The organism is Fangia hongkongensis FSC776 = DSM 21703, assembly GCF_000379445.1.
GTDB lineage: Bacteria > Pseudomonadota > Gammaproteobacteria > Francisellales > Francisellaceae > Fangia > Fangia hongkongensis.
Window position 1 is genome coordinate 21,666 of the sequence record NZ_KB902246.1, and the last position, 25,707, is coordinate 47,372.

At 39.9% G+C, this 25,707-nt stretch carries 19 protein-coding genes and 1 tRNA gene; 15 read left to right on the plus strand and 5 right to left on the minus strand.

Translation table 11 applies throughout. The features are described 5' to 3' along the window. Nucleotides 1-6: 6 nt before the first annotated feature. Nucleotides 7-1,227 (plus strand): MFS transporter, encoded by a 1,221-nt coding sequence (locus tag A37Q_RS0105115; RefSeq protein ID WP_018299207.1) that lies wholly within the window; start codon nt 7-9, stop codon nt 1,225-1,227. Here A37Q_RS0105115 and secA read toward each other — a convergent pair. Further along, a complete protein-coding gene (secA, locus tag A37Q_RS0105120; protein WP_018299208.1) occupies nt 1,209-3,926 on the minus strand; it encodes a preprotein translocase subunit SecA in 2,718 nt (905 codons plus the stop codon). The genes A37Q_RS0105115 and secA overlap by 19 nt on opposite strands. Before the next feature lie 83 nt (nt 3,927-4,009). Here secA and A37Q_RS0105125 point away from each other — a divergent pair, with 83 nt between their 5' ends. Then, entirely contained in the window at nt 4,010-4,456 is a 447-nt protein-coding gene (locus A37Q_RS0105125; RefSeq protein WP_154648627.1) for a hypothetical protein, read from the plus strand. 45 nt (nt 4,457-4,501) lie between these two features. Further along, nucleotides 4,502-4,576 (plus strand) — tRNA-Arg (locus A37Q_RS0105130). A gap of 16 nt (nt 4,577-4,592) precedes the next feature. Here A37Q_RS0105130 and A37Q_RS0105135 read toward each other — a convergent pair. Continuing rightward, nucleotides 4,593-5,957 carry an MFS transporter gene (locus A37Q_RS0105135; protein WP_325148045.1) on the minus strand — a complete coding sequence of 455 codons (1,365 nt, stop codon included), beginning with the start codon at nt 5,955-5,957 and terminating at the stop codon, nt 4,593-4,595. Nucleotides 5,958-6,330: 373 nt separating this feature from the next. Here A37Q_RS0105135 and A37Q_RS14670 point away from each other — a divergent pair, with 373 nt between their 5' ends. From A37Q_RS14670 to A37Q_RS0105175, 8 genes are all read left to right on the plus strand, one after another. Next, nucleotides 6,331-7,503: a saccharopine dehydrogenase family protein gene (locus A37Q_RS14670; RefSeq protein WP_018299211.1), complete on the plus strand. Its 1,173-nt coding sequence runs from the start codon at nt 6,331-6,333 to the stop codon at nt 7,501-7,503. A gap of 21 nt (nt 7,504-7,524) precedes the next feature. Beyond that, nucleotides 7,525-9,024, plus strand: coding sequence for an L-piperidine-6-carboxylate dehydrogenase (gene amaB, locus A37Q_RS0105145; protein ID WP_035404788.1), 1,500 nt, complete (start codon nt 7,525-7,527; stop codon nt 9,022-9,024). After that, on the plus strand, nt 9,014-9,814 hold the full coding sequence (locus tag A37Q_RS0105150) for a DUF1338 domain-containing protein (protein ID WP_154648629.1): 801 nt from the start codon (nt 9,014-9,016) through the stop codon (nt 9,812-9,814). The genes amaB and A37Q_RS0105150 overlap by 11 nt, the downstream gene beginning before the upstream one ends. Nucleotides 9,815-9,854: 40 nt before the next feature. Next, a complete protein-coding gene (locus tag A37Q_RS0105155; protein WP_018299214.1) occupies nt 9,855-11,147 on the plus strand; it encodes an aspartate aminotransferase family protein in 1,293 nt (430 codons plus the stop codon). Between the two features lie 99 nt (nt 11,148-11,246). Then, nucleotides 11,247-12,221: an FUSC family protein gene (locus A37Q_RS0105160; protein WP_018299215.1), complete on the plus strand. Its 975-nt coding sequence runs from the start codon at nt 11,247-11,249 to the stop codon at nt 12,219-12,221. Nucleotides 12,222-12,350: 129 nt separating this feature from the next. Next, complete coding sequence (leuS, locus tag A37Q_RS0105165; RefSeq protein ID WP_018299216.1) at nt 12,351-14,789, plus strand: leucine--tRNA ligase; 2,439 nt, start codon at nt 12,351-12,353, stop codon at nt 14,787-14,789. A 3-nt stretch (nt 14,790-14,792) separates the two neighbouring features. Continuing rightward, a complete protein-coding gene (locus tag A37Q_RS0105170) occupies nt 14,793-15,410 on the plus strand; it encodes an LPS-assembly lipoprotein LptE (RefSeq protein ID WP_018299217.1) in 618 nt (205 codons plus the stop codon). Continuing rightward, nucleotides 15,373-15,819 (plus strand): GNAT family N-acetyltransferase, encoded by a 447-nt coding sequence (locus A37Q_RS0105175; RefSeq protein ID WP_018299218.1) that lies wholly within the window; start codon nt 15,373-15,375, stop codon nt 15,817-15,819. The genes A37Q_RS0105170 and A37Q_RS0105175 overlap by 38 nt, the downstream gene beginning before the upstream one ends. A 39-nt stretch (nt 15,820-15,858) precedes the next feature. Here the strand turns inward: A37Q_RS0105175 and cmk are convergent, their stop codons facing one another. From cmk to A37Q_RS0105190, 3 genes are all read right to left on the minus strand, one after another. Beyond that, a complete protein-coding gene (cmk, locus tag A37Q_RS0105180) occupies nt 15,859-16,521 on the minus strand; it encodes a (d)CMP kinase (protein WP_018299219.1) in 663 nt (220 codons plus the stop codon). Continuing rightward, nucleotides 16,514-17,557 (minus strand): 3-phosphoserine/phosphohydroxythreonine transaminase, encoded by a 1,044-nt coding sequence (serC, locus tag A37Q_RS0105185; RefSeq protein ID WP_018299220.1) that lies wholly within the window; start codon nt 17,555-17,557, stop codon nt 16,514-16,516. The genes cmk and serC overlap by 8 nt, the downstream gene beginning before the upstream one ends. A gap of 196 nt (nt 17,558-17,753) precedes the next feature. Continuing rightward, complete coding sequence (locus A37Q_RS0105190) at nt 17,754-19,160, minus strand: DUF3573 domain-containing protein (protein WP_018299221.1); 1,407 nt, start codon at nt 19,158-19,160, stop codon at nt 17,754-17,756. 214 nt (nt 19,161-19,374) lie between these two features. Between A37Q_RS0105190 and A37Q_RS0105195 the strand changes: the two genes are divergently transcribed. The 4 genes from A37Q_RS0105195 (at nt 19,375) to lspA (ending at nt 25,615) form a co-directional block, all read left to right on the plus strand. After that, nucleotides 19,375-21,090, plus strand: a complete 1,716-nt coding sequence (locus tag A37Q_RS0105195) for an NAD-dependent malic enzyme (protein WP_018299222.1) — start codon at nt 19,375-19,377, stop codon at nt 21,088-21,090. Nucleotides 21,091-21,284: 194 nt separating this feature from the next. Further along, nucleotides 21,285-22,238, plus strand: coding sequence for a bifunctional riboflavin kinase/FAD synthetase (gene ribF / locus A37Q_RS0105200; RefSeq protein ID WP_018299223.1), 954 nt, complete (start codon nt 21,285-21,287; stop codon nt 22,236-22,238). 97 nt (nt 22,239-22,335) lie between these two features. After that, entirely contained in the window at nt 22,336-25,140 is a 2,805-nt protein-coding gene (gene ileS / locus A37Q_RS0105205) for an isoleucine--tRNA ligase (RefSeq protein WP_018299224.1), read from the plus strand. Further along, the gene (gene lspA, locus A37Q_RS0105210) at nt 25,127-25,615 is read left to right on the plus strand and encodes a signal peptidase II (protein WP_018299225.1); all 489 of its coding nucleotides are present in this window, start codon (nt 25,127-25,129) and stop codon (nt 25,613-25,615) included. The genes ileS and lspA overlap by 14 nt, the downstream gene beginning before the upstream one ends. Nucleotides 25,616-25,707: the final 92 nt, after the last annotated feature.

A 25,707-nucleotide genomic window follows, 5' to 3' on the forward strand; every position in this document is an offset into this window, starting at 1 on the left:
ACAAACATGACATCCACACATCCACTTATCCGCTACCTTATCTACCTTCTAGCATTACTGTCTATTTTAACCGTGAATATTTACCTGCCTGCCATGCCTATACTGCAGCATTTATTCCATGCAGCAAAATCAGAAATTGCATTAACGGTCGGTTTTTATATGCTTGGATTAGCTATTGGCATTCCCTTATATGGCGCGCTATCTGATCACCTTTCGCTTAAAAAAGTCCTATTGACAGGAATTTCTCTTTTTATTGTTGGCAACATCATTGCCATTTTTAGTCATTCAGTGTCCATGCTCATTATTGCTCGCCTGATTCAAGGAATTGGCGCTGCGAGTGCGTTATCTCTTTGGCAGGCAATTGCGATCAAATATTTCAAAGAAACTTCAAAACATATTATTTCAAGCGGTTATATGATTATTGGCTCAATGCCTGCTTTAGCACCCATTATTGGCGGTAGTGTATTGTCACTCACCAACTGGCAAGGGATCTTTATCTTCTTGATTATTCTTGCTGTAATTGTTTTTGTACTGAGCAAAAGCCTTAATGCCGAGCCAAAAGAAAAACATCAAACAACTGATCATGAGAAAAGCCATCTTTTTATCGCAATCTTAAAGGAATATAAAGGCGCGCTTAGCAATCCCAAGTTTGTCCTCTACGCCCTTGCGAGCGCCATGGTATACAGTAGCGCCTATGTTTATTTTTCCCAAGTACCGTTTTTATTAGCAAAAATCGGCTATAACACCCAATCTCTAAGCTTATTTTTCATTCCCATATCCGTGGCTTTTCTTCTTGGCGGAACCTTTGCCAAATTCACCCTCAGACGCAATATTCAATTTAAGATCACACTTAGCATTGGCGTTATTAGCTTTGCTTTAGCGCCAATTTTGAGTGTTTTTGCAGAGGCATTCACACTTAATGGATTTTTACTCATGGCGCCATTTTTTCTACTGACCATCGGCGCAGGCATCCTTATGCCAACACTAGTCGGTCATGCCTTATCACTACAACATAAAAGAGCAGGAACCGCAGCCTCTACAATTGGAACACTGCAAAACATTATTGCCTTTCTTTTAAGCTCAATGGGCGCCTATCTTGCAGAGTATGGCTATCACGGACTGGTTATCAGCTACTTTATACTCACCTTGCTTTTAATTGCATTTGTAATCATCGCTGCAATTTTGCCAGAGAAAGGTATCAAACCTGCTTACTGTAACGCCCCGTGACATTGCTTATACTTTTTGCCTGAACCACAAGGACAAGGATCGTTCCTTTTTACTTTTGGCGTTGGACGAACATAAGGCTCATGCGCTTTTGCAGCTGCCTCTTCTTCTTTTTGCTCACTCACGCCTACACCTTCTAGCACATCCTCATGCTGCGCTTCGATATTGGTAATGGTATTCTTCCACTCATCTTCCATCTTTTGCGCTTCTTCAGGTGATTGAATGCGGATTTTCGCCAAATTAGAAATCACCTCATACTTAAAGCTATCAAGCATACTTGAGAACAGCTCAAATGATTCTTTTTTATACTCATTTTTAGGATCTTTTTGTGCATAACCTCTAAGATTAATGCTGTTTCTCAAATGATCCATGGCATTCAAATGCTCACGCCAATGTGTATCTAAAGCTTGCATTAACGTCACTTTTTCAAAATGACGAATCGCCTCTTTCTCAAGGTTCTCAGTTTTTTCATTGTACTCTTTAACAATCGCATCAATTACAATTTCTTTGAGCTTATCATCAGCAAGGGTATCATCTTCTGCAATCATCTTCTTGAGATCAACTTTAATTGCAAAATCACTTAAAAGCGCAGCCTCAAGCCCTGAAATATCCCACAGCTCCTCCATCGAGCCCTCTGGTACAAAATTATGAAATAACCTCTCTGCAACATCATAGCGCATATTCTCGATAATCTCTGAGACATCATCCTTACCAAGCAAATCTTCTCTTTGCTTATAGATAACCATACGCTGCTCATTGGCAACATTGTCATATTCAAGAAGATTCTTACGAATATCAAAGTGATACTGCTCCACCTTGCCTTGCGCTTTGGCAATGAACTTACTCATCATGCCAAACTGTAAAGACTCACCACCAGAGAGCGCTTTTTTCATCCTTGCGGCCAAAGTTGGCGAGGCAAAGATTCTTAATAAATTATCATCCATTGATAGATAAAAGCGGCTTTCACCTGGATCCCCCTGTCTGCCAGATCGTCCACGAAGCTGATTATCTACACGCCTTGAGTCGTGACGCTCTGAACCTAAAATACAAAGCCCACCCGCTTCAATTACCGCTTTATTTCTAAGCTTCCAACTCTCTTTGATTTCAGCTATCTCAGCCTCAGTTGGGTTTTCAATCTCCTGAATTTCAGCTTCCCAGTTACCCCCCAAGATAATATCTGTTCCGCGCCCTGCCATATTCGTCGCGATTGTGACATTTCCTGGATAACCTGCCTGTGCAATAATGCCGGCTTCTTTCTCATGCTGTTTGGCATTTAAGACATTGTGTTTTACTTTTTGCTTTCGAAGCAAAGTTGAAAGGATTTCAGAGGTTTCAATTGATGCTGTTCCCACCAATATCGGCTGAGCTTTTGCCACACGCTCTTTGATGTCCTCAACAATTGCATGGAACTTATCTTTCTGGTCACCAAAAATGCGATCATGATGATCAATACGCTTTGGTGGTTTATTGGTTGGAATCACAACCACCTCAAGCTTATAAATCTCATGAAATTCAAAAGCCTCAGTATCTGCCGTCCCTGTCATGCCTGACATTTTGTTATATAGCTTAAAGAAGTTTTGAAAGGTGATGGATGCCAGTGTTTGGTTCTCACCTTGAATTTTCACCCCTTCTTTCGCTTCAACAGCTTGATGTAAACCATCTGACCAGCGCCTGCCATCCATTGCCCGCCCAGTATTTTCATCAATAATCACAATCTCTTGATCACGAATAATATAATCAACATTCAGCTGGTATAGACTGTGTGCACGCAAACAGGCATTGAGATAATGCATTTTTGTGACATGCTGAGGGCTATATAGATTATCACCTTCCTCGAGCACACCTGCTTTTATCAACATACTCTCAACTTTCGAGTGCCCCTCATCAGTCAAATAGGCTTGTTTTGATTTCTCATCAACATAGTAGTCCCCTTCTGCCTCACCTTCTTCAAGCTCTTCTTTTTCTTGCTTGCTAAGCGTTGGAACAATTTTGTTAAATAAAAGATACATCTCAGAGCTATCTTCTGAGGCACCTGAAATAATCAGCGGTGTTCTTGCCTCATCAATTAAAATAGAATCCACTTCATCGATAATGACAAAGTTTCTTGAGCGCTGCACCTGCTCTTCTTTGCTAAATGCCATATTATCGCGAAGATAGTCAAAACCAAATTCATTGTTTGTTCCATAGGTGATATCACAGCTGTAGGCTTCTTTTCTTTGCTCTGGGGATAAATTAGCAACAATCACCCCTGTACTTAACCCTAAAAAGCCATAGATTGAGCCCATAAGCTCAGCATCACGAGAGGCCAAATAGTCATTGACCGTAATAACATGCACGCCATTACCTGTCAGTGCATTTAAATAAGCTGGCAAAGTTGCCACAAGTGTTTTACCTTCACCTGTTCGCATTTCAGCAATCTTTCCAGAGTGAAGCACCATACCACCGATAAGCTGCACATCATAATGGCGCATTCCTTTAACACGCTTTGCTGCTTCTCTCACAACCGCAAAAGCCTCAGGCAAAAGCTGCTCCAAGGTTTGTCCCTTTGCTAAGCGTTCTTTAAACTCTATGGTCTTATTTTTAAGCGCATCATCTGTCAGCTTTTCAATATCTGCTTCCAAGGCATTAATTTTGTTCACCGTCTTTTTCATTTTTTTGATCAGACGGTCGTTTCGACTACCAAAGAGTTTTTTTACAATCATTAAAGATCCAATATCATAAGTTTATTTCAAATCTACTGCTTTGGGATTATACTGGAACTTATACCATAACAAAAGTAATGCGCATGAAAATGGCGAAGAAGCCTGAAAGAAGTGTTAAGACGATTTTAAACAATAAACGCTCAAATACCTTATCGCTGATTTCACAGCAATTTGCCCGTACGCAAAAAGCGCAAAAAGCACTTTCACACTTCGATATCCCCTACTTCGCTCATGTTAAAGTAAGCTTTTTTGATGGCAAAAAGCTTGTTTTCAGCACCACAATTCCCGAGCTTATTGGCAAATTTCGTGAACTGGAATCCGCACTTATCCATCTTCTAAAAAGTGAGCCTTTGTTTTGTGATCTATGTGAGATAAAAACCAAACTTTATTTCCCCCAAAACCAGCAACACAAAGACAGCGCATTACCTTTATCGCAAAATACAAAAGAGCGCTTTGAAAAACTGGCTAATTACAGTGACAATAAAGCCATCTCTCAGGCGATTGATAAGCTTCTTAAAAAATCGCGTTAAGCTTTACAGCATTGATATCAAGTGTTATAAATACATCCCGTACTTGTTCCGATAGTTCAACGGATAGAATAAGCCCCTCCTAAGGGCTAGATGTAGGTTCGATTCCTACTCGGAACACCACTTTGTATTAAACTCATCATGCTTTCGCTTCACATTTAACAGCACCAGCATTACCTTTAAGCCTTGATGCCAACGAAAGATTCACAGCTATCAGCACAATAAAAACATAAAAACTGATATGGTAAATCTTTGCATCCACGTTATACAGTGACAAGCCAAAATTTGAAATTAAAGTATTTAAAATAAATGCACTGATTCCAACGCCCATCGATGCTGAAAACTGTCTCATGGTAATATCAATTGCCGTTCCTTTCGACATTTCATTTGATTTTAGATCCATATAGGTTAAGGCGCCAAGCGAGGAACCCACCATCACCACACTCACACCAAAGAGAAACTCAACAACAATGATGTAAATAATATCTGAATGAATACTGATATTGGCAATTGCATATAGCCAGATCATACATAAGATCATATTGATTAACAGCATTTTTTTAAAACCATAACGCTCAATAAAACGGCGCGCCGAGCTTCTCGCTGTGATAAAACCACAAGCAATCGGCAAGGTTAAAAGGCCAGAGACTGCGGGGGTATAGTTGAAGCTTGCCTGATACATAAGTGGTAACAAAAAGGCAACTGCCGTATTCACAGCAAAAAAGATGCCATTCATGAAAATACTGAGCTTGAATGATTTAATACGCATTAATGAAAAATCAAACACCGCTGTTTTCTTAAAAGCACAGTGAAATAACAGCATGATAAACAGAAAAATACTAACAATGCCACTTGCATAAACAACCCATCTATCAACAAAATCATAATGTCCAAGCATTTGTACCGCAAAAGTAAAAAGCACCAATGAAATCCCTACCATTATAAATCCTGGAATATCAAACTCTTGGCGCTTCTCTTCCACATATTGAATAATATATTTTGCTACAAAACCTAGGATGATTACACCAACAGGCACATTGATGAAGAAAATCCAATGCCAAGACAAATAGCTACAAATAACACCACCTAAAAAAGGACCAAGGACAAACCCCAGCATCGCCGGCGTAAATATTACGCTTTGCACTTTAACAAGCTCACTTCGATCAAATAGTTTTAGAATGACAATTCTTGCAACAGGGTTCATAAGCGCCCCACCAATCCCTTGAATAAAGCGCATAATGGTGAGCAAAATAATATTATGACTCAGACCACAGCCTAAAGAGGCCAGTGTGAAGATCCCAAGTGAGATAAGAAGTGTTTTTTTCGTACCGAAGCGATCTGCACACCAACCACTAATCGGGATAAAAACAGCAAGACTCACATAATAACTTGCCACAGCATATTTAAGAAGCACAGGACTAATAGCAAAATCTTTGGCAATACTTGGCACCGCAGTATTAATAATGGTGGTATCTAAAAACTCCATAAAAATAACCACAGCCACAATGATTGGGATAATAATTTTAAGTTTATTTTTATCTGCTGATTCCAATGTTAGCCAAGTGTTATTTTGTCCTATTTGTGCTCATGCTGTAGATTTCCAGAACATATTGCAACCAAGAACAAGCACTTTTTAAGTGTTTCGTTAACTGTTGATAACAACTTCCACCTCCAGCACAACTTGTTTAATAATTTTTAATTACTATTATCATTTACATCTTGTAAAATTCCTCCTAGAATGTAGGGGATTTATCGCTTAACCACGGAATGCTTGGGCGATATTGTGTATTAAATCTAGTTTTAAAAAATATAACCATAACTTATCCGCTGGCCGCCAATGCGTATCGCTAGCGCATAACCAAACTTAAGGAGGATGTATGAGTAATGTTTTAATTTTTGGTGCAGGACGTGTTGGTCGACTAGCCTCTGCATTATTAGCATCAAGTGGAGAGTATCATGTACATTTAGTTGATGTCGCACCAATCAAACACACACTGGCACTTGGAAAGCATCAAAAAAATCTCACCACCAATACACTTGATGTAACAGACAGTAGCGCAGTTGAAAGCTACATCACATCACATCAGATATCTGCTGTTGTATCGGCACTTCCTTATTATTTAACACGCAAAGTCGCTGAAATTGCCAAATCAACCTCTGTACATTACTTTGATCTGACTGAAGATGTTGAAACAACCAATTATGTCAAAACCTTAGCACAAGAGGCTAAACAAATTTTTGCACCACAATGTGGGCTCGCACCCGGTTTTATCAGCGTAGTCACCAATGATTTAATCAAACAGTTTGATCGTGTTGATACAGCAAAAATGCGCGTTGGCGCCTTACCTGTCAACATCAGCAACCCACTTCAATATGCGCTAACTTGGTCAACAGCAGGACTGATTAATGAATATGTTAAACCTTGTGTTGCTATTGAAAACTACGAATTATCAACATTAAAACCACTTGAAGATTTAGAAACGATTAAAATCGATGGACTTACCTATGAGGCATTTAATACATCAGGGGGCATTGGTTCACTCAAGGACACCTATTTAGGCAAAGTTAAAAACATTAACTACAAAAGCGTGCGCTACCCAGGTCACTGTGAAAAACTGCGCTTTTTAATCAACGATTTGAAATTGAAAGATAAGCAAGATCTACTCTGTGACATCTTTGAAAATGCACTGCCACATGTTGATAACGACGTTGTGCTGGTTTATGTGTCAACTGAAGGGTATATTAACGATGCATTTTGTGAAAAACACTTTGCTAAAAAATTTCACTCTTTAAATGCCTTTGGTCACAACTGGACAGCACTTCAACTAACCACTGCATGTGGGCTTTGTGTTACCATTGATCTCGCGTTAAAAGAGAATAAATTCACATCCGGATTCGTTGAGCAAGAGCAGATTACGCTTGATGAGATGATGGACAACCGCTTTGGTTATTATTACCGCTACAATTGCTTAAAGGGCGTAAAAGATAGTGACACTGATGCCCATAAGCATAATATAAACAATAATATCAACGACATCCAAATACTATAATTAGGAGCCAATATGAGTTCTATGAATGCTTATGCGCAAAAGCTAAGCCAATATGCAAGCAAGTTCAAATCCAATGAGTTTATTGAAAGCTTTAACCCTGCTAATGGTGAGCTTTTAGCACGTGTGCCAAGCCTTGATGTCTCACATTTAAATGACACCATTAATGAGGCTGAAAAGGCGTTTCACACATGGCGATCAATTCCCGCGCCGAAACGTGCAGAGCTGATTCGTTTAATTGGCGAGGCATTAAGAGAGGATAAAGACAGGCTCGGCAGCCTTGTGTCTTTAGAGATGGGCAAATCGAAACAAGAAGGTGACGGTGAAGTCCAAGAAATGATTGACATGGCTGATTTTGCTGTTGGTCAGGCACGCATGCTTTATGGAAAATCCATGCACTCTGAGCGCCCAGATCACCGAATGTTTGAACAATGGCACCCTCTTGGTGTTGTTGGTGTTATTTCCGCTTATAACTTCCCGGTTGCAGTATGGTCATGGAATGCTTTTATTGCTGCCATTTGCGGTAATACCGTTGTCTGGAACCCCTCTCCAAAAACGCCGCTTTGCGCCCTTGCCATTCAAGAGATTTGCGATAGGGTAATTAAAGAGCATGATTTCCCGCACGTTTTCCACTCTGTCATTTCACAAAGCGTAGAGGTTTCTAAGCATCTGGTTAATGATAAACGTGTTGCACTTTTATCATTCACAGGCTCAACTGAGGTTGGGCGTGACGTTGGCGCTCAAGTTGCAAGACGTTTTGGAAAATCCCTATTAGAGTTAGGTGGTAACAATGCGGCAATTATTGATGAATCAGCAGATCTAAAACTTGCTATTCCAGCTGTGGTGTTTGGTGCAGTTGGCACAGCAGGTCAGCGCTGCACATCCTTAAGACGCCTTCTTGTCCATGAAAAAATCTACGCTCAGGTAGTTGAAAAGCTTAAAAGTGCTTATGAACAAATTACTGTTGGTGACCCACTTGATAGCAAAAACCTGATGGGACCTCTAATCGATCAAAACCTTGTTGGCATCTATAAAAATGCAATCAATCGCATCAAGGAGCTTGGTGGCACCATTGCTTTTGGTGGCAATGTTATTAAGAAGCCCGGCAATTATGTTGAGCCAACATTAGTCGAAGCAGATCCAAACTGGGATGTTGTCAATCGTGAAAACTTCTGCCCTATTTTGTTTGTAATGCCATTTAAAGATTTAGATGAAGCCATTGCTATTAACAATCAAGTTGAGCACGGACTCTCTTCTGCTATTTTCACCCAAAATATCCGTAATTCTGAGCGATTTTTATCTTATGCCGGAAGTGACTGCGGTATTGCCAATGTCAATATTGGCACCTCTGGCGCTGAAATTGGCGGTGCCTTTGGTGGAGAGAAAGCAACAGGTGGTGGCAGAGAAGCCGGCTCTGATGCATGGAAAGCCTATATGCGCCGCCAAACAGTTACGATGAACTGGAGCTCTGAGCTACCTTTAGCACAAGGCATTAAATTCTCATTAGGAGATAGTGATGAGTAAATTAATTGACCAGCTTTGGCAACAATATAGCGATGACAATCCGCATGTTGTCGAAATCTATAAGCTTTTCACTTTAGATAACACGCAGGTTTTAAATGATCATATCGCGCTTCGCACTATTAACGATCCGCGTATTGATATTAATCTCCTTGCTGCACCTTTTATAAAAGAGGGTTATTTTGAAAATGGTGAGTATCACTTTGAAGTGAAAAAGCTCTATGCCAAGCACTTTGAGCATGAGGATCCAACAAAACCCAAAATTTTTATTAGTCAATTATTGCTGGAGAAATTTAGCCCCTTTACGCAAAGCGTGATTAAAGAGACTTTAGAGGCAATTCCACAAGCACTTTTATCAGACCCCGCTACCTTGCTGGTTTCTGGAAATTCATGGGGCAAACCAAGTTTCCAAGTCTATCAAACACTACTTGAAGAATCAGAATATGCCGCTTGGTTTTATGTCTTTGGTTTCAGAGCAAATCATTTTACTGTTTTTATTAATGCGCTTGAGCGGTTTGATGAAGTCTTTGAAGTCAATCAATTTCTTAAAGACAGAGGCTTTGAGTTAAATAGCTCTGGCGGAGAAATCAAAGGCACTCCAAATGATTTGTTGGAACAATCGAGTACGACATCTGGCAAGATACTCGTTACATTTCAAGAAGGCAAATATGAGATTCCTTGCTGCTATTATGAGTTTGCGAAACGCTACCCAGATCACACCGGCAAACTCTATCAAGGCTTTGTTGCACAATCTGCCGATAAAATCTTTGAAAGCACAAATCTAAAGGCGTAGACTAACTCTATTCTCGCTTTTATCTAATTGGAGCCTATCCATGAATAATGCCGATCTTTGGCAAATGCGCCTTGAAGAGGTGCCACTTGCCCTTGCCAATAATACAAAAGTTACACTCAAATCTGCTAACAATGCCACTTTGATTGATATGGATGGCAAAAAATATATTGATTTTGCAGGCGGGATTGGCTGCATGAACATTGGCCATAATCACCCAAAGGTAATCGAAGCGATAAAAGCACAAGCCAATCAATTTATTCAGCCGTGCTTTCATTTAATGCTTCATACTCCTTATCTTGAGCTTGCTAAACAGCTTAATAACATCACCCCCGGCACTTTCCCCAAACAGACCATGCTTTGCAACAGCGGCGCTGAAGCAGTTGAAAATGCAATTAAAGTCGCGCGCTTTAGCACAGGGCGCTCTGCGGTTGTCACGTTCACTGGTGCCTTTCATGGCAGAACCTACCTCTCTATGAGCCTAACAAGCAAAGTCAAGCCTTACAAATACGGCTTTGGGAGTTTAATGCCTGATATTTATCGCATGCCCTATCCAAGTGATGATACCTCCCTTGAAGCTTTTAAGCGAAACTGGAGTCAATTAATTTTATCCGAAGTTGCCGCAAGTGACATTGCTGCCATTATCATTGAGCCTGAACTAGGGGAAGGCGGATTTATCCCTGCCAATAAAAAGGTGATGCAGTATATCCGCACACTTTGTGACGAGTATGACATCATCTTTATTGCCGATGAAATTCAAACGGGATTTTATCGCACAGGGAAATGCTTTGCTGTGGAACATTTTGATCTTGCCCCTGACATTCTGGTAATGGGAAAATCACTTGCCTCAGGCATGCCATTAAGTGCACTTACTATCAAAGAGACCCTCCTTAAAAAAATGACCCCTGCAACGCTTGGTGGCACCAACTCTGGCAACCCAATTGCCTGTGCTGCTGCACTTGCTAGTCTTGATATCTATCAAAGTGAAGACTTTGAACACAAAGTTGCCACCCTTGCTGAGAAAGTAAGGTGCTTCTTTGAAGGGGAGAAAAAAACTTATCCATTTATTGGCAAGATCACAGGACTTGGCGCAATGATTGGGGTTCATTTTGTTAATGATAATAATCAACCTGCTCCAGAGTTACTGCAAGCATTTAGATCCATTTGCTTAGAAAATGGACTTTTAGTGCTTGCCTCAGGTGAGTATAAAAGCACACTTAGAACCTTAATGCCTTTGACAATCAATGATGCTGAGCTAAACCGTGCTTTTGAAATCATGGCAAAAAGCTTCTCCTTACTTGCTGAAAAACACTTAAACTCGACTCAAACAATCTAAAGCTATTTAGAAAGATTAAATAGTGCAATATATTTTCTGCCTACACCCCTGTCTTTTATAGTGCTACAATCTATCATTATAAATAAACAGGAAAGAGACATGGCACTCACTCAATTTATTAATACTAAAGAGTTCATAAAACTCCTTCTTTTATCGCTGCCAGGGGCAATCGTTGCTGCCATTACCTTGCAAAGCTTCTGGCTTCTTGCGACATTATATTCTGCTGTTGTTATCATTCCTCACGCACAACATCAAAACAATGTGATTGCTATTATCAAATTAATAGTGCTTTTTCTTGTGACGATTCTTCTAAGTCACTGGGCTCAGCATCATGTCACTTACTTTATCATTTTCTTACTGGTGCTCTCGATACCTCTTGGCATTATGGAGCGCTACAATGATAGTTTTCGCACCATCGGCGCTTGGATATTTATTGGTTTAATTTATACCAGCTTTGAGATTACACCCTTTACTGGCACCCTGACCGCCTCAAAAGTCATTTCACTTTTCATTGTCAGTCTTGCCGGTGTAATTATTGCGCTGATTGCTCATCGCATATTGTTTAAGCATGAAAAACACTACCACCCTCAAATCTATTTTTGCTGGCAGGATATTCCAAGTTATTTTATTTATTTTCTTCCTCTTCTTATTACACTTTTGATCTGGGTTAACTTTCCCATTAACGAGGCGCAATGGCTCATTTGGTCTTCTTTGTCTGTGGCTTATTTCAGCTTTCGCCAATCTGTTAACAAAATCAAACAGCGCACCACAGGGCTTGTAGTTGGTCTTGCCATTGGGCTTATTTATATCCATTTTTACCCTCATAGCAATATTTATATCACTAGCATTGCCTTTATCTTTGTTATCATCAGCTTAAAAGGCTTTGAGCATTACACACTTGCTTTTGCTATTCGCTGCTTTGCAGTTATTGCTATTGCGGGCCCAAGCTTTATAGGTCCGGGCAGTGCACGTTTTGTCGATGTGATTATTGGTGGCGTGATCGGTGTGATTAGTAGCGCTATTTTAAGTAGCACACAAAAGTATTCTCTTCGCCATTCAAACAAAAAAAACTAGTCTCACAAACGCTTTTTCGTTACCATATTTGATAATGAAATAGACACTCAAACCAACGGCAAATCATTTTATGGCATTTACAGCATAAAAGTTTGTCATTGGGATAAATAATAGAATTAGGACACCTTCGTGCAACAAGATTATAACTTCTATGAGATTGAAAAAAATATTCAACAATCTTGGCAAGAAAACAAAGCATTTAAAGCGATTAAAGATGATTCACGTGAAAAATTTTATGCACTTTGCATGTTACCCTACCCAAGCGGCTCCTTGCACATGGGACATGTTCGCAATTACACACTAGGTGATGTTATTGCCCGTTATCAAAGAATGCTTGGCAAAAATGTGCTTCAACCAATGGGTTGGGATGCTTTTGGCTTACCTGCTGAAAATGCAGCCATTAAACACAAAAAAGCCCCTAGCGACTGGACTCATAGCAACATTAAATATATGAAAGAGCAGCTTAATTCGCTTGGCTTTGCCTATGATTGGGATCGTGAAGTGACTACTTGCAATGAGGATTATTACAAATGGGAGCAGTGGTTTTTTATCAAGCTATATGAAAAAGGCTTAGTCTATCGAAAAAACTCTGTTGTCAACTGGGATCCTGTAGATCAAACCGTACTTGCCAATGAGCAGGTCATCGATGGCAAAGGCTGGCGCTCTGGCGCCACCGTTGAGAAAAAAGAAATTCCACAATGGTTTGTTAAAATCACCGACTATGCCGATGAGCTTTTAGCCGATTTAGACAAGCTTGATGGTTGGCCAGAGGCGGTGAAAACTATGCAGCATAACTGGATTGGTAAATCAAAAGGTGTGAATGTGTCTTTTGATGTTGCTGATACAGATGAAACTCTACATGTCTTTACCACACGCCCAGATACACTTATGGGCGCCACTTATTTAGCAATTGCACCTGAGCACCCACTTGCTCTTAGCGAAGCAAAAACAAATTCTGAGCTTGCTGAGTTTATCAAAGAATGTCAAAAAAGCTCCACCATGGAGGCAGATCTTGCCACACAGGAGAAAAAAGGGATTAAAACCCGCTTTAAAGCCATTCACCCTTTAACCGGCGAACCTGTTGAAATATGGGCAGCAAACTTTGTCCTGATGGGATATGGAACAGGAGCTGTGATGTCCGTGCCTGCCCATGACCAACGTGACTGGGAATTTGCACAAAAATACAATCTTCCTATCAAACAAGTGATTGCACCTGATCACGGTGAAAAATGCGATTTAAGCCAAGGCGCCTTTGAGGCAAAAGGTGTGATTATCAACTCTGGTGAGTTTAATGGACTTCACTTTGATGCCGCTTTTAAAGCAATCTCTGAAGCACTCGTTGCAAAGGGAAAGTGTGAGGTGACAACACAGTATCGCTTAAGAGACTGGGGTGTATCGCGTCAAAGATATTGGGGCTGCCCTATTCCAATGATTCATTGTCAAAGCTGCGGCGTGGTCCCTGAAAAGCTTGACAACCTACCGGTCCAACTACCAACTGATGTACACTTAGATGGCGCAAGCTCTCCACTTAAAACGACCGAAAGCTTTTATCAAACAACTTGCCCGAATTGTGGCGCCAATGCCCAGCGTGAAACAGACACCTTTGATACCTTTATGGAGTCTTCTTGGTATTACGCACGATACTGCTCACCAAAGGCAGATCAAATGTTAGATGATGAAGCAAATTACTGGCTTCCAGTCGATCAGTATATCGGCGGCGTTGAACATGCCATCATGCACCTTTTGTATGCGCGTTTCTTTCATAAACTCATGCGTGATGAAGGCTTGGTCAACTCAGATGAGCCATTTACACACCTATTAACACAAGGCATGGTATTAAAAGATGGTGCCAAGATGTCAAAATCAAAAGGAAACACTGTTGATCCGCAGCTCCTTATTGAGAAATATGGCGCAGATACTGTTCGCTTATTTAGCATGTTTGCTGCTCCTCCTGAGCAATCTTTGGAGTGGTCTGATAGTGGCGTTGATGGTGCACACCGCTTTTTAAAGAAAATTTATAATTATGCCTTTGAGCATAAAGATCATACCCAAAGCAACTATCAGATCAATCCCGATACGCTGTCTTTAGAGGATAAAAAGGTGCGCTTTGAAATGCATAGTAATTTAAAACAAGCGCTTTATGATCTTTCTAAAACACAGCTTAACACCGTTGTATCTGCATGCATGAAGATATTCAATGCGCTTCAAGCTAGCAAAAACCCAATGGTGCAAACTGAAGGGCTTGATATTTTGCTTCGTCTTTTACAACCATTTACACCGCATATCAGCGCTTTTTTATATCAAACACTTGGCTTTGGAAATAACATCCTTGATGTGCCATTTCCTGAAGTTGATAATAAAGCTTTGGTACAAGATGAGTTCACTTTAGTCATTCAGGTTAATGGAAAACTTCGCGCTAAAATGGATGTATCTAGTAGCTTTGATCAAAAGACATTAGAAGATATTGCACTTAAACATGAAAGTATTAGCAAAGCACTTGAAGGCAAAGATGTCAAAAAAGTTATCTATATTCCTAAGAAGTTAATGAATATAGTTGTAGGAGCATAGCATATGTTTAACCAGACAATTAAAAAACACTTTTTATTAAAGCTCATTATCGTTGTTACTTTTATTGCACTGTTATATGGATGTGGCTTTCATCTTCGTGGCTGGAACGAAGGCATGCCTAAATTCATGCAAAAAGTCTACATTGAATACAAAGGCAACGATTTTAGCTTTCTCAACACCATGAGCTCAGCGATTACTTCAACAGGTGCTAAAATTGTTGAATCACCAGAAGATGCTAATTTAATCGTCAACATCCAAAATGCTGGATCCAGCTCAAGGTTAATTGGGATTACAGGTGGTGCATCCTCTAATCAGTACATGTTAACTTATATGGTGAGTTATCAGGTGTTAGATAATCACTACCATATTATCCTAAACGACCAAATCACCACGGCAACACAAAGTTATAATACCAATGCAACTCAGCAGCTTAGCAACAATACACAGCAGCAGCAACTACTAAGCGATTTGCAATCTCAAGTGGCAAATAATATCGTGACACAAATTCAAACCATCAGCCAAACACAGTATGAAAACGCGCAGCAAAATGCTACTGTCGACAGCCCAAAGGAAGCTACTGATAATGCTAACAAATCTAGCAAAAAATCCGCAAATGAGTGATTATTCGTTCAGTGAAACTTCGCCAAGCGCAGAGGATTATTTAAGGCTACGAGAATTGACTGGCATGAGTAAACGCTCACAAAAAGGCGCTACAATAGCCCTTAGAAATTCACTTTTTGCCACTTTCATTTATCAACATGACACACTCATAGGAATGGGAAGAGTGATTGGTGATGGTGGCTGCTTCTGCCAAGTTGTTGATATAGCCGTTCACCCTGAGCACCAAGGGCAAGGTCTAGGCAAAAAGATCATGCACAAAATCATATCATTCATTGATGAGACTTTACCTGAAAATACACTTACCAGCCTCCTTGCAGATGTTCCTGCGGATAAACTTTATAAAAAATTTGGCTTTAAACCCACTGCACCACAATCAGTTGGAATGGGATATTATACAATAAAGTCATGAAAACTTTTACCGGGATATTAAGCGTAGCTGAGTAATTCTCTAGTCCTTAATTCCTTTATACACCGTGATAAATACCTCATCAATACTAAGCTGATCTGTATTCACAATCACTGCATCTTCTGCAGGAACAAGCGGTGCTACTTTACGATTTCTATCTTGAAAATCTCTTTTTTCGAGCTCTGATAATATGATGTCATAATCAGCCGCCTCACCCTTTTCTCTTAGCTCATCAAAGCGTCTTTTGGCGCGTATTTGACTTGATGCTTCTAAGAAAAATTTATGCTTCGCCTGAGGAAATACAACAGTGCCCATATCTCTGCCATCAGCAACAAGACCATTGCCTATCGATGCAAAATCGCGCTGTTTTTGTAATAACATTTCTCTTAACTTTGCAAGCGCTGCCACCTTTGATGCGAGCATACCCACCTTTTCTTGGCGAATTCTTTTTGTGACATCTTGATTGTTTAAATAGGCATGCGTTTGACCATCTTGTGACGCAAAATGAATATCAAATAAACTGAGTGCTTTAACAACTGCCTTTTCATCGTCAAGATCAACATCATTATCAAGCAACCAAAGCGCAGCCAAACGGTAAATGGCACCACTATCCAACAAGATGTAATTAAGCTTTTGGGCCAACTTTCTTGCCAATGTTCCTTTACCAACACCACTTGGGCCATCAATGGTAATAATATTATGCATAGTTTTCAAAATCCTTCATTACTGAGATCAAACACTCAACATCTTTTAAACTCACTGCATTATAAAGACTAGCGCGACAACCACCAACACTTCTGTGTCCTCTTAAGCCATAAATATTATGCTTCTCACTATACGCCAGAAAAATATCCGTTAAATCTGGATCGTTTAGCTGAAAAACCACATTCATCTGTGAGCGTTTATCCTTAGGAACAGTATTACAATAGAGCTTTGAGCCATCAATATAATCATAAAGCAAATCAGATTTTTGCTGATTGAGCTTAGCAATATATTGAAGCCCACCTTTTTCCCACAAATCCCTTAGCACAAGCTCAGTTCCTGCCCAGCCAATTACATTAGGGGTGTTATTGAGTGACTCTGTTTTAGCCGTTAAAGCATAATCTAAAACCTGAGGAATTGGCGATTTACGATGTGTTTTTGCCAGCAATGACTTTTTAATCAGGATCACTGAGATACTTGGCAAGCCAATATTCTTCTGTGCGCCAGCATAAATTAAATCATACTTTTCTATTTCAATTGGCTTAGATAAAAAACTCGATGACATATCACAAACAAGCGGAATATCCACACCAGGCACACTTTTAAACTGCGTGCCGTCAATGGTTTCATTTTCAGTATAATGCACATAGTCATACGAAGAATAATCTGTAATCGTTTGATCCAAAGAAAGCTTATCAATCTCAATAAAATTCTCTGCCTCTTTAATGGCTTTTTTTGCCCAATAACCAGAGTCGAGATAAAGCGCCTTTCCTTTATTATTAAGATTCATAGGCACAGCTGCAAACTGCGCAGTTGCCCCACCTGCCATTAGCAGTATTTCATACTCCTTTGGCAATGAAATCAGCAAACGTAAATGATTGATGATACTATGATAGATATCAATAAAAACTGGATCACGATGTGATATGGATAACAAGGATATTCCTTGATCTTGATAATTGATAATCATTTCAGAGAGCGCTTTGTAAACACTTTCTGGCAATTTAGATGGACCGGCACATAAATTTACTTTTGACATTTAAGTTAAAACATTTAACTTTATCGTGAGAAAAGTATATACCAATCACTTAGCATTTTTCAGTATTTTTAACACTTAATATCTAAATGCGGATAACAGGAAAATCCAAGCACTACCTTGGTCTACTTCGATAGCACTTAGATAAATTCATCACTGTCGCTGGAGATAGACGACAGTCTTTGATTGATTTGATTTATTAGAAGTATACAGATAAATCAACTGTATAAGCATTTGAGTGCTGGCCATTGTACATATGCATATAAGCATATTCCAAACCAACCAATACATTCTCAGTAAAGAATGGTCTTTGCGCAGAAGCAATCACCATTTTATTCACACCAGAGCCTGGAATAGTTACAGCTGAAGGTGTTTTTGCTGCTGTGCCACTTGTGGAGCTAACAGTCGTATAACCATTTGGCGCTGAACCACTTAAGGTAATTGGCAGATTATTGGTATTATACGCACCGTTATAAGAAAGCGCAAAGTTAGTAGAGCGACCATAGATCACAGGTGATAGACCCGCTGATACATACCAAGCACCTGCATAGCCATTATTTGTCATATCAGATTTATTAGTTGCTTGCGCCCAACCAGCACCAACGCCATAGATATCATAGTTCAAGCTGCCTTCAAAGTTAACCGCGCCAATGCGCTTAGTATTTGCTGAACCACCTGTTGCTACATCAAATGAAGTATTACCAGAGCCATTAACATTATACAAATAACCACCATTTGCACCATAGCTCCATTTCCCATGCTCACCGCCATAGAAAACAGCGTATGCAAAGTTGCTGCTATGATCAGTTGTCTGGAATAACGTTAAGTTCGTGCTTAAGCCATCTTTATAGTAGTTAACAGAGACATTTGACTCACGAGATGGTCTAAATAACATTTGCGTTAAAGAACCAGTCCATGGACCACCACCAGCAAATGAACCAAATGGAATACGGTTTTTACCGACAGTTGCATAAAGTGGGAAATCTGCCAAGTTACCGAAGATCACTAATGCATCACTGACAGATGGATCATTTACCTGATCTGCTGATAAGGTTAATTCCGTAGTAACATAACGACCTAGGTTTGCAGCAGTGTATAAATTTGCCGTTGTAATATAAATACCACGACCTGATTGGTAGGTATATGGCGGATTTGTCTCGCCTGTTTGAGTTGCTCTTGTAATCGTACTACCATTCCACGCCTGCGCATCAGCTTCTAAATAACCGCCAAATACAAGCGCTTTATCGCTGTAGTTATTACGCTGTTTTAATAGTCCTAATGCAAATTGTGAAGAAGATAGCATTCCCATAGGAACCACACCTTTTGTCACATCTGAGAACAAGAAGTTTTGAATCTCACCCATATTTGTTGGCACTGTAACCTCTTTGCCATTAGCACCAGAGACGCCTGAAGATGGTGCTGCTACTTCTGTTTGATTTTGCATTTGTTGCTGCTGTGCTTGCAACTTAGCAATATCTTTTTGAAGCTGTGCAATTTGCGCCTGAACTGATGCATTATCAGTGCTTTGAGACGCCGTTGTGTCTGCTGCATATAAACTTGCAGACATAGCTGTCGCTAGTACAGCCATACTCATTTTCTTTAACATTTTATCCCCTTCCTACTTATTTGGATCATTTACCACACACTTCTCATGTGCTTGTACAACAAGATACCTCAACATAAAACAAAAGAAAAGTCCTAAGAATATAATTTTTTGACAAAAACGTAATCTTACAGTTATGACACGCTTCACATCTTAAAAATTTCTTCTAAGCTTAGTGAATAAACGAGGTATTCCCCACAATCACCAAGGAGACGTTATGTTATTTACCATCGTAAAAGATAAATCTGGCAAGGTTACAAAAATCAAAACTAAGCTTGATGCCACTAGCATTTTAGATAACCCAATCCTTAATAAAGGCTCTGCATTTACCCAAAAAGAGCGTGATACTTTTTCGTTAAATGGTAAGCTCCCTGTGCAAGTGGAAAATATGTCTTTACAACTCATGCGTGTCTATAGACAGTTTAAAGAAAAAGAAAATAATATCCAAAGAAATGTTTTTTTAAACACCCTTCACGATGGTAATACCACCCTCTTTTATAAGTTTGCCTCTGAGCACATTGATGAAGTACTTCCTGTTGTTTACACCCCGACTGTCGGTGATGCTGTTGAAGCTTACTCTGCGGAGTTTAGGCGTCCAGCTGGGGTATATCTTTCTTATGATCAACAAAAAGATATGGATAAAATTCTTGCCTCACATGCCAAAGAAAAACAGATTGATTTTGTGATTGTCACCGATGGCGAGGCTGTTCTTGGTATTGGTGATTGGGGTGTTGGTGGCATGGATATTAGCATTGGGAAGCTAATGGTTTATATTATTTGCGCTGGCATTAACCCTGCAAATGTTCTACCTGTGCAACTGGATGTTGGCACAAACAATGAAAAACTTTTAAATGATCCTTTGTATTTAGGGTCAAAACACCCAAGAGTGACTGGCAAAAACTATGATGATTTTATCAAGAGCTTTGTAACAAGTGTCAAAAAACACTTTCCTAATGTCTATCTACATTGGGAAGATTTTGGCCGCTCACATGCAAGAAGCATCTTAGAGCGTTATCGAAATGATCTTTGCACATTCAATGATGATATGCAAGGCACAGGCATTGTTGCAACCGCCAATGTGATTTCAGCCATTGAAGCGACCAAAACGAAATATAAAGATCATGTTGTTGTGATGTTTGGCGCAGGAACCGCAGGCTGCGGCATTATGGATCAGATTTTTGATGCATTTGTTGCAAGCGGAATGAGCAAAAGCGAAGCGAAAAAGCGTTTTTATATCATTGATCGCTTTGGATTAGTGGTTGATGATATGAAAGATCTACCTGACTTTCAAAAGCCTTATGCAAGAAAACGAAGTGAAGTGAAAAAGTGGGATGTAGCCAATCAAGATGATATTTCACTTTTGGAGGTTGTCAAAAATGCAAAAGCAACGATTTTAATTGGCTGCTCAACGGTGAAAGGCGCTTTTAATAAAGCAATTGTTACTCAAATGGCAAAAAACATTGCTCGCCCTGTTATTATGCCATTATCTAACCCGAACTCTCGCTGTGAGGCAGATCCCAAAGATCTAATTGAATGGACTGACGCCAAAGCAATCATTGCCGCTGGAAGCCCTTTTCCTGAGGTACATTACAAAGGCAAAGTTTATGAAGTATCTCAAGGTAATAACGCCTTTATCTTCCCAGGGCTTGGACTTGGCGCCATTGCAGTGAAAGCAACCAAAATGTCAGACAGCATGATTCGCGCAGCTTGCCATACACTTAGCGCATTCTCCCCGCTTCGAAAAAGTCTTGATAACCCTGTATTACCACCCATTCATGATGCCGTTACCATTAGCACAGCGGTTGCTATTGCCGTTGCCAAAGAGGCAATTAAAGAAGGACTTTCCTCTGTTAAAGCAAAAGAATCAGACGCCGAAGCTCTGGTTAAAAAAGCACAGTGGAGACCAGAGTATGTGCCACTCACTAAAGGCTAATGTTGCCAACATGCAAAGTTTGAATATGTCTATACTTTAACTCATAAACCCATAGCCCACATCTTGACTCGATAAGATCATGGGCTCTTTGAATGTCAGCCAGTACTGATCACACACAAAATCCAGCGCTTTGATTGAAAACACTGGGCTTTTATATCATAATATCCAACCAAATTAGAACATCATTTGTATATATGCAACTGCTACGACTTGCAGATTTAAACAGACAAAATCAAAATACTTTCAACAAAGGCAGCATTGTCACCATCGGTAACTTTGATGGTATGCACCTTGGTCACCAGCATATTTTGTCCACGATTAAACAATTAGCCAAAGCATCTAACATGCTCTCCTGTGTGATTTGCTTTGAACCGCAGCCAAAAGAGTTTTTCATGAAGCAAAATGCGCCCAAACGTATTAGCCCTTTTCGTGATAAGATGCTGGCTTTTAAGCAGGCAGGCATCGATACAGTGCTCTCGCTTAATTTTAATCAAAAACTTGCTGAACTTTCTGCTCAGGATTTTATTGATGAGATTTTACTCAAGGGACTCAATGCAAAAACAGTGGTTATTGGGGATGATTTTAGATTTGGCAAAAACAGAGAAGGCGATTACACCCTCTTGCAACAGCAAAGTACAAAGGGAAACTTTACAGTTCAAAACACGAACCCCTATCTTATTGACAATCAACGCGTCAGCAGTAGCCATATTCGCAAGCTTTTGACACATGGTCACTTTGATGAAGCACAAAAGTTCCTAGGACATCCTTATGCTTTAAGCGGACGCATTCATCATGGACAAAAAAATGGTCGAAAACTTGGTTTTCCCACGATCAACATTCCAATCCCTGTGGATGTTGTTGTTTCAGGGGTTTATGTTGTGAAAGTTTACTTAAAAGGCAAAGTCCACTTCGGTGTCGCAAATATTGGCATCAGACCTACTTTTTGCGGAAAACTACGACTGCTTGAAACATATATTTTCAATTTTGATCATGACTTATACGGTCAATATGTTACGATTGAGTTTTTGAAATTCATCCGCGGCGAGAAGAAGTTTGAAAATTTTAATGCGCTTGTAGCGCAAATTCAATCAGACAAAAAAACCGCAGAAGATTGGATTACAAACAATATAACTTGGATTCGAAGTTAAAAAGTACCAACACTGACATGCCGACAAGAACAAGCAGGCATGCAAACTTTTAATTGCGAAATAAATACTAAATATACAATAAAGGGCAACAGATAAAATGGCAGATTACAAAAGCACGCTTAACTTGCCAAAGACGTCTTTTTCAATGAAGGCAAACCTTGCACAAAAAGAGCCAATGCGCCTAAATGCATGGACGAAAAAAAAGCTTTATCAGCGTATTCGAGCGCATAATGAAGGACAAGAGAAATTTATTTTACATGATGGTCCTCCGTATGCTAATGGAGATATTCATGTTGGTCATGCAGTCAATAAAATTCTAAAAGACATTGTCGTTCGCTCTAAGACATTTTCAGGATATGATGCCCCTTATATCCCTGGTTGGGACTGCCATGGACTGCCGATTGAGCTTAAAGTTGAAAAAGAGATTGGCAAACCAGGGGTTGATGTTGATGCGAATGTCTTTCGTAAAGCTTGTCGAAAATACGCATTAAAACAAGTCAAGCGTCAACGTAAAGACTTTGAGCGTCTTGGCATTCTTGGACAGTGGGATGACCCATATCTCACCATGAACTTTGCTTATGAAGCGAATATGGTTAGAACCTTAGCTAAAATCATTGAAAATGGTCACCTTGCAAAAGGCTTTAAACCGGTTCATTGGTGTTGTGACTGCGGATCTGCTTTGGCTGAAGCTGAGGTGGAATATAAAAATAAGATTTCACCTGCAATTGATGTGAAATTTGCCTTAGAGAATATCAGTGCTTGGCAAGAAGCTTTTGCTGTCCATAAACTTGAAAAACCTGCATCAATTGTCATTTGGACAACAACGCCTTGGACACTCCCAGCTAACCAAGCTATTGCCATTTCTAATGATGTTGGTTATTCCCTTGTTGATATTGGCGATGAGTATCTTATCCTTGCCTCTAACCTGATAGAAGTTATCCTTAAACGAGCGGGTGTTCATACTTATATTGTGATTGATGAAATAAAAGGTGAAAAGCTCACAGGCTTAAAAGCACACCATCCTTTTTATGATCGCATTGTTCCCATTGTACATGGTGATCATGTTACTACTGATTCAGGAACAGGTGCTGTACATACCGCACCAGCTCACGGGGTGGAGGATTTCACACTGTCTAAAGCGCATAATCTGCCGATAGATAACCCCGTTGATAATAATGGACATTACCTTGAATCGACACCACTTTTTGCTGATGAGTTTGTTTTTGATGCCAATGAGCATGTCATTGAAGTATTGAAAGAAAATCATAAACTCCTTGCAATTCATAAGCTTGATCACAGTTATCCACACTGCTGGCGCCATAAAACGCCACTTATTTTTCGTGCAACACCACAATGGTTTATTAGCATGGAGAAAAAAGGTTTACGCAATCAAGCAATGAGCGCAATTGATACCACTGAGTGGATTCCATCTTGGGGAAAAAATCGTATTGATGCCATGATATCTGATCGCCCAGACTGGTGTATTTCACGCCAAAGAACTTGGGGTGTTCCGATTCCTTTATTTACTGATAAAAATACAGGCGCTCTTCACCCTGATACATTAGAGATTATGGAAAAAGTAGCCGCCTTGATTGAGAAAGGTGGCGTTGAGGCTTGGTTTAATGCTGATAGCAGTGATTTTATTGATGACGTCGCTAATTATGAACGCGTAACTGATACCTTAGATGTGTGGTTTGACTCAGGCTCTACCAATGCCTGTGTGCTTGAGCATTTTAAAGATCTTCGCTTCCCTGCAGATTTATACTTAGAAGGGTCAGATCAGCATCGAGGCTGGTTCCAAACCTCACTATTAATCGCACTTGCAAGAAGAAATGAGGCGCCTTTTAAACAAGTATTAACTCACGGCTTTACCGTAGATGCTGAAGGCAAAAAAATGTCTAAATCTCTCGGAAATGTTGTCTCTCCGCAAGAGGTAGTGGACACATTGGGCGCAGATATTTTGCGATTATGGGTCGCTTCAACAGACTATCGCTCAGAGATGACCGTCTCAGATGAAATCCTCAAGCGCACAGCCGATACTTACCGCCGACTCAGAAATACCGCGCGCTTTTTGCTTTCAAACTTACAAGGCTTTAATCCTGAGACAGATCTTGTTCCTTTCGATCAACTTATTGCCCTTGATAAATGGGCTGTTGCAAAAGCACATAATGTACAAAATAGTATTATTAAAGCGTATGATGAGTATCAATTTCACATTGTCACCCAAAATATCCATCATTTTTGCTCAATTGAAATGGGTAGCTTCTATCTTGACATTATTAAAGATAGACAATATACCGCTAGCACAAATGGACATCCGAGAAAATCTGCACAAAGCGCGATGTATCATATCGTTCAAGCGCTTGTACGCTGGATGAGCCCTATCTTATGCTTTAGCGCTGATGAGATATATGATGCTATTCCAGGGGAAAACGAGGAGCTTCTTTTAGAAAAATGGTACAATCAATTAGAAGATATTAACGCTTCAGATGGCTTTGATATGGCTTATTGGGAACAAATCCAGCAAGTACGCTCTGAGTGCAATAAACTCTTAGAATCAAAACGTGCAGAAGGTGAAATTGGCGCATCTTTAGAAGCTGAAATAACCCTGTATGTTAAAGATGAGCTTTATCATGCTTTGGATAAACTCAAAGATGAGCTTCGCTTTGCACTTATTGTATCAAATGCAACAATCAAGCCGTATCTTGAAGCACCTGACAGTGCAATACAAACATCTATTGACACACTGAAAGTGGATATCTCAAAAGCACAAGGTAAAAAATGTGAGCGCTGCTGGCATAGACAAGAGTCTGTTGGCGCCTCTGAGGAGCATCCAGATATTTGTTCACGTTGTATTGAAAATATTACCACTGAAAAAGGAGAGAGGCGTGAATTTGCGTAATTCACAAATCCGCTGGATTATTCTTAGCTTTTGCGTTATTGCTATCGATTTATTAACAAAGTCCCTAGCAAGCAAGTATCTTATCTATGCAACGCCTGTAGAGGTATTGCCTTTTTTTAACCTGACTTTGCTTCATAACTACGGCGCAGCATTTAGCTTTTTAAGTAATGCCAATACACTATGGCAGGTGGTTTTACTCTCCAGCATTGCCATCATTGTTGCACTTGTCATTTTTATCTGGCTTTTGCGTTTACCAAAGCAAAAAGCCAATAACCTTAATGCAGCTTCTTTAGCTTTAATCTTAGGCGGCGCAATTGGCAACTTATATGACAGGATGATTCATGGTTATGTCGTGGATTTTCTTGACTTTCATATTGCACATTACCACTGGCCTGCTTTTAATATCGCAGATAGCGCTATTTGCATCGGCGCTGTTGGTATTATTCTATTAAGCTTTGGCAAGAAGAAAGCTTAACATCACTTCTCAGATCAAAGGATACTTTCTCTCAAGCTTTTACTTCATTTAACATAAAGCACTTTAACAATGCTATAAGTATCTTTCTAAAT